We start from the raw sequence: 6000 nt of genomic DNA on the forward strand, positions 1-6000 counted from the left end.
CTGTCCGTGCTGTGGGCGAAAAAGCTTGCGGGTCCCACTGTACACGGTGGGCGACACCCGGAAAACACGAACGTGAACGCGCGTGCCGCCGCACCGTTCCGCCCAACCCCTTGATTCCGAAGAAGGAGGACGTTCCGCCTCTGATCGAAACGGAAATTTCACGAAGGATCAAGGGGTTATTCCGCCGTCCTCGGCGCCGGGCGGGCGGCACCATGCAAAACGCCGCCCCGGCGGTGCGGGGCGGCGTCTGCAGGCGGCACCGGAAGGGCCGCGACCGGATCAGGGACGATCAGTCCTTGAGGGTCTTGAGGTAGGCGATGACGTCCTGGCGCTCCTTCTCGTCCTTCAGCTTGAAGGTCATCTTGGAGCGGGCCTTGTCGTCGCCGGAGGTGGCGCGCAGGAAGGCGGTCGGGTCTTCCAGGTAGGCCATCAGGTTCTCGTCGGTCCACTCGAAGCCCTTGGCGGTGGCGGCCAGGAAGCCGTCGGAGAACTTGAAGCCTTCGGCGCCTTCGCCGGGCTTGTGGTGAACGGCGCCGAACAGGTTCGGGCCGACCTTGTGCGCGCCGCCCTTTTCGAAGGTGTGGCAGGCCAGGCACTTCTTCGCCACCTTCTCGCCCGCGGCCGCGTCCTGGGCCATGGCGGAGGTGCTGGCGAAACCGGCGACGGCCAGGGCGGCGGCGGCCATCACGATGGTCTTCTTCATTCCCAAACTCCTCTTCCGATCCGATGTTCTGTCTTGTTTGACGACAAGGCCGCAGGACGGTGCCCGACCCGGCGGTTCCTGAAGATGATCGCGGCAAACCCTACCGGCAAAACGGATAAGACTCAAGGTCGTGCCGTGGCTCGGGCGGCGGGGGTGTCTGCCTCCATTGGTCTAGCCCCGCATTGTGGCGTGATGATGGTGATGCAGCGCCACATTATTCCCGAAATCCGGTGATCCTTTTATCCCCGTCGCGCGTATTTCGAAGCGCGTGGCGATAACCGCAGCGGCACAGGGAACAAGGCATCCCGCCAGCTGTTGCACGTTCCGCGGGAGAAGGATGACAGGCCTGTAAACTTGACAACCAAGGTCGGGTTTTATAGCCTGAAGAGGTCGAAAAAACCGAATGTTAGTCGGGGCCGTCAACCCCATCGACAAGAGCCGGCAGCCGCGGGGGAAGCGGCGGACCGGACGGCGGTGACGGCGGAGGACCGGGATCTGATTGTCTGGAGAAGAGGTGGAGCCATGGCGTCCAATCTTTCCTTGCCGGTCGTCGCCTCCGAAGACGGGCTCGCCGGCTACATGGAGCAGATCAAGCGGTATCCGCTGCTGCACCCCGAGCAGGAATACATGCTCGCCCAGCGCTATCGCCAGCACGACGACCAGGAGGCGGCGCACGCCCTGGTCACCAGCCACCTGCGCCTGGTGGCCAAGATCGCCATGGGCTATCGCTACTACGGCCTGCCGGTCTCCGACCTCATCGCCGAGGGCAACCTGGGCCTGATGCGGGCGGTGAAGAAGTTCGAGCCGGAGAAGGGCTTCCGCCTCGCCACCTATGCCATGTGGTGGATCAAGGCCAGCATCAACGAATACGTGCTCAATTCGTGGTCGCTGGTGAAGGTCGGCACCGTGGCGGCGCAGAAGAAGCTGTTCTTCAACCTGCGGCGCATGAAGGCCAAGCTCGGCGTCTACGAGGAAGGCGACATGGCGCCCGAAAACGCCCGCGCCATCGCCGAGGAGCTGAACGTCAGCGAAGCCGACGTGGTGGACATGAACCGCCGCCTGTCGCGCCAGGACGCCAGCCTCAACCTGCCGGTGGGCGAAGAGGGCGACCTGCAGCGCCAGGACCTGCTGGTGGACGACGGCCCCAACCAGGAAACCATGCTGGCGGAGGCGGAAGAGCGCCGCCTCGGCCGCCGGCTGCTGCGCGATGCCCTGTCCGGCCTCAACGACCGCGAGCGCCACATCATCATGGAGCGCCGCCTGCGCAGCCAGCCGACGACGCTGGAGGAACTGGGCCGCCACTACGGCATCAGCCGCGAGCGCGTGCGCCAGATCGAGAACCGCGCCTTCACCAAGCTGCAGTCGGCGGTGCGGGCGGCGGCCACGGCCCTCGACAAGCGTGGGGCAGAGGTGGCGCTGCCTATTTGAGCACCACCTTGGTCTTTCCCCTCTTCCTCCCGACGGGGCGGCTCCGGTTGAGCCGCCCCGTCTTTCTTGCGGCCAAAGACGCACTTCCCGCAGGCGCCGCCCCACTGTTGCCTCATTCTTGAGCGCACCGTCCCGCCGTCTATGCTCGAAATGTGGGCAGAAAGGCGGCGACGGCCAGCGCTGATGAAAATGTGGGCGGCGTCGGAATGGCGGAAACGGGCGGCCTGCGGCCCGCGCGACCCACTTGGCACGCTTCTTGAGTTTCCCTGTCCACGAAGGTCTTCGGGGCGATGGCCCGGGGATGTGTGGCGCGGCGCCGGCCGCGTGGACCCATGGAGGGAAAACCGATGAAGCTAGTGATGGCGATCATCAAGCCGTTCAAGCTCGACGAGGTGCGCGAGGCGCTGACGCCGCTCGGCATCCAGGGCCTGACCGTGAGCGAGGTGAAGGGGTTCGGACGCCAGAAGGGCCAGACGGAAATCTACCGCGGCGCCGAGTATGTCGTGAACTTCCTGCCCAAGGTGAAGCTCGAAGTGGCGGTCAACGAGGACATGGTCGACCGCGTCGTCGAAGCCATCCAGACGGCTGCCAACACCGGCAAGATCGGCGACGGCAAGATCTTCGTGCTCGACCTGCAGAAGGCCGTGCGCATCCGTACCGGCGAAACCGACGCTGAAGCGCTCTGACGGACCAAGGGGGATGCATCACATGACCCGCATGACCACCATGTTCAAGGGCGGCGCGCTGGCGCTGGCCGCCGGCCTCGTGGCGACGCCGGCCTTCGCCGCGGTCGATGCCGAGACGGCCTATGTCTTCAACACCTTCTCCTTCCTCATCCACGGCGCCATGGTCTTCTTCATGGCCGTCGGCTTCGCCATGCTGGAAGCGGGCCTGGTGCGCGGCAAGAACGTCGCCTCCATCTGCCTGAAGAACACCGCCCTCTATGCGGTGGCCTCCATCGGCTTCTACCTCGTCGGCTACAACCTGATGTACACCGACGTGTCGGGCTGGATCGGCAGCTTCTCGTTCCTCTACAACCCGTCTGCCGCTGAAAGCACCCTGATCGGGGCGGAAGAGGCGACGCCGGAAATGGTCGCCACGGTGATCGAGGGCGGCTACTCGGTGATGTCCGACTGGTTCTTCCAGGTGGTGTTCGTCGCCACCGCCGCCTCGGTGATCTCCGGCACCGTCGCCGAACGCATGAAGATCTGGCCGTTCATGATCTTCGTCGCCCTGCTCGGTGCCTTCATCTACCCGATCCAGGGCTCCTGGGTGTGGGGCGGCGGCTGGCTGACCGAGATGGGCTTCAGCGACTTCGCCGGCTCCACCCTGGTGCACTCGGTCGGTGGCTGGGCGGCGCTCGCCGGTGCCATCATGGTCGGCGCCCGCAAGGGCAAGTTCGGCGCCGACGGCCGCGTCCACCCGCTGCCGGGCAACAACCTGCCGCTGGCGACCCTCGGCACCTTCATCCTGTGGTTCGGCTGGTTCGGCTTCAACGGCGGCTCGCAGCTCGCCCTCGGCTCGGCCCTTGATGCCACCGCCATGTCCATCGTCTACGCCAACACCTTCCTGGCCGCCTGCGCCGGCGTGGTGACGGCGATGATCATGACCCAGATCATCTTCAAGAAGATCGACCTGACCATGGTGCTGAACGGCGCCCTGGCCGGCCTGGTCGCCATCACCGCCAACCCGACCCTGGAAAACCTGTTCCTGGCCATGGTGGTGGGCGCCATCGGTGCCGCCCTGGCGGTGATCGCCGTGCCGCTGGTCGACAAGATGAAGATCGACGACGTGGTCGGCGCCATTTCGGTCCACCTGGTGGCCGGCATCTGGGGCACGCTCGCGGTCGGCATCTTCGGCTCGGGCAGCTTCGTGACCCAGCTGATCGGCGTCGTCGCGGTGGGCGTCTATGTCCTGGCGGTGTCCTTCGTGGTGTGGGGCCTGCTGAAGGCCACCATCGGCCTGCGCGTCAGCGACGAGGAAGAGATGGACGGCCTGGACAAGCACGAACTCGGCCTCGAAGCCTACCCGGAATTCGGCCGCGGCTCGCAGCTCTGAGGCCTCGTCCGACCTACCGTTTCCTCACCTGACTTGTGGCCCGGGGGCATGTCCTCCGGGCCTTCTTCTTGCCTGCTGTCCGGCGGCAACCGCCGCCGTGCCGCCGCGTTTGCCAATGGGAGCGGGCTGCCGCCGCGCTCCCCTCATCCGACGCCAGCGCCAAGGAGGACGCCGCACATGCCACCCGATGGGCAGCATCCCGGACGTGGCGGCCTGACCGATGCCGGGCCGGCCGCCGCGCCAGTCGCTCCCGCCGCGCCGCTGGCGGCGGTGGGCGAGACCCTGCGCCGGCCGGCGGCGCCGCCGGACCCGCTGACCGGCTGGCGGCGGCGCATGCTGCAGTCGCTGGTGGGATGGCTGGCGGCGCAGTTCGAGGCCGCCGCCCGCCGCGGCGGGGACGAGGCGGCGGGGCGCTACGCCGGCTATGCCGCCCTGCTGCGGCGCATCGACGGCGACATGACCCTGGCGGGCCGCCCGGCGGGGGGGGGCGGCACGCGGCCGCCGGCGCGGGCATCTGACGGGGGTGGCCGGCGACTGACGCCGCCGCCGCCGCTGCGGTCGCTGCCTACTCCACCGGCACGGTGCGCGCTTCGTTGCGCACCGTTTCCCCCACCGCTTCGACCAACAACGGCACCAGGGAGGCGGCCACCCGCTCGGGCGTCTGGCCGGCGAGGCTGACGTCGGCCCAGCCCTGCCACAGGCGGCGGCCGGAGGCGAGGTCGGTGACATCCGCCTGCACCCGCGTCTGCGCCCCGCCGCTGCCGGCGGCGGGCAGCTGGCGGCCGGTCAGCACGCTGCTTTCACTGGTGGAGAACAGCCGCAGGCGGGCGTCCAGGCGGTCGGTGCTCTCGCCGCTGCCGCGGGTGCCGTCCAGCGCCAGCATGCCGCTGCGCGGCTCCGGGGCCAGCGGCTCGTCGCCGGTGACCTCGACGCTGAAGGCGATGCGGCCACCGCTTTCCACCACCTGCCAGCCTTGGGCGGCAAGGGCGCGGGCGGTGGCGGCGCGCACGGCGCCGTCGTCGCCGCTGGCCTGATAGATGCGGATTTCCACCGGCTGGCCCGGCGGCACGGCGGCGAAGCCCTGGGCGCTGACGGCGGCGGTGACGCTGGCCTGTTCGGCGGCCGTCAGGGCGGCGGGGGAGGCGAGGGCGATGCCGGCCGCCACAAGGGCGGCGGCGGTCAGCGGACGAAGGCGGGGCATGGGGGCGGCTCCTCGAAGCGGGGCGGGCGGGGGCGGGGTGCCCGCTGGTCGGACGGTCAGCGGATGCCGAGGGTCAGGCGCAGGTTCACGTCGTTGACGTTACGGATGATGGTGACAAAGCGTTCCAGCAGGCGCCGGACCACCGGGTTGGCGTCCTGCAGCAGCGTCTCGAAATGCTGGCGCGGCACCACCATCAGGGTGGTGTCACGCAGGGCGCGGGCGGTGGCGCTACGCGGACCGTTGTCGATCAGCGCCATCTCCCCCACCATCTCCGGCGGCCGCACCGCCCCCAGCACCACCTGGGCGCCGTTGAGGGTGCGGGAGATTTCCAGCAGGCCGCTTTCGACGATGTAGGCACAATCGGCGGCGTCGCCTTCGCGGAACAGGATGCCGCCGCGCGCCACCGTGCAGCGGCCGGCATCGTCGCCCGCCAGGGCGGCGACGGCCTTGGCGGCCTCGCCGACGGCGGGAGGGTCGTTGGCGCTCATACAGGTTCTCTCTTCCAGTGCGCTCCCGCCGATCTTAGCGCTGCGCTGCGAAAGCCGCCATAGGCGCGCTTGCGATGCGGGCGCCGGAGTGCTTTTCTTGCGCGCCTGCAAGCCCCGAGGGA

6 protein-coding genes are annotated in these 6000 nt (G+C 68.6%); 3 read left to right on the plus strand and 3 right to left on the minus strand.

Annotated features, from left to right (window positions below):
- Positions 1 to 289 precede the first annotated feature (289 nt).
- Entirely contained in the window at positions 290 to 703 is a 414-nt protein-coding gene (locus tag ABD056_RS19095; protein ID WP_343869314.1) for a c-type cytochrome, read from the minus strand.
- A gap of 522 nt (positions 704 to 1225) precedes the next feature.
- Here ABD056_RS19095 and rpoH point away from each other — a divergent pair.
- From rpoH to amt, 3 genes are all read left to right on the plus strand, one after another.
- The gene (rpoH, locus tag ABD056_RS19100) at positions 1226 to 2131 is read left to right on the plus strand and encodes an RNA polymerase sigma factor RpoH (protein ID WP_343869316.1); all 906 of its coding nucleotides are present in this window, start codon (positions 1226 to 1228) and stop codon (positions 2129 to 2131) included.
- Positions 2132 to 2478: 347 nt separating this feature from the next.
- Positions 2479 to 2817 (plus strand): P-II family nitrogen regulator, encoded by a 339-nt coding sequence (locus ABD056_RS19105; RefSeq protein WP_343869318.1) that lies wholly within the window; start codon positions 2479 to 2481, stop codon positions 2815 to 2817.
- Positions 2818 to 2839: 22 nt separating this feature from the next.
- Positions 2840 to 4189 (plus strand): ammonium transporter, encoded by a 1350-nt coding sequence (gene amt, locus ABD056_RS19110; protein WP_343869320.1) that lies wholly within the window; start codon positions 2840 to 2842, stop codon positions 4187 to 4189.
- 565 nt (positions 4190 to 4754) lie between these two features.
- Here amt and ABD056_RS19115 read toward each other — a convergent pair.
- Positions 4755 to 5390, minus strand: coding sequence for a hypothetical protein (locus tag ABD056_RS19115; protein WP_343869322.1), 636 nt, complete (start codon positions 5388 to 5390; stop codon positions 4755 to 4757).
- A 56-nt stretch (positions 5391 to 5446) separates the two neighbouring features.
- Positions 5447 to 5878: a cyclic nucleotide-binding domain-containing protein gene (locus ABD056_RS19120; protein ID WP_343869324.1), complete on the minus strand. Its 432-nt coding sequence runs from the start codon at positions 5876 to 5878 to the stop codon at positions 5447 to 5449.
- Positions 5879 to 6000 lie beyond the last annotated feature (122 nt).

The organism is Caenispirillum bisanense (assembly GCF_039523075.1).
Classification (GTDB): Bacteria; Pseudomonadota; Alphaproteobacteria; order Rhodospirillales; family Rhodospirillaceae; genus Caenispirillum; species Caenispirillum bisanense.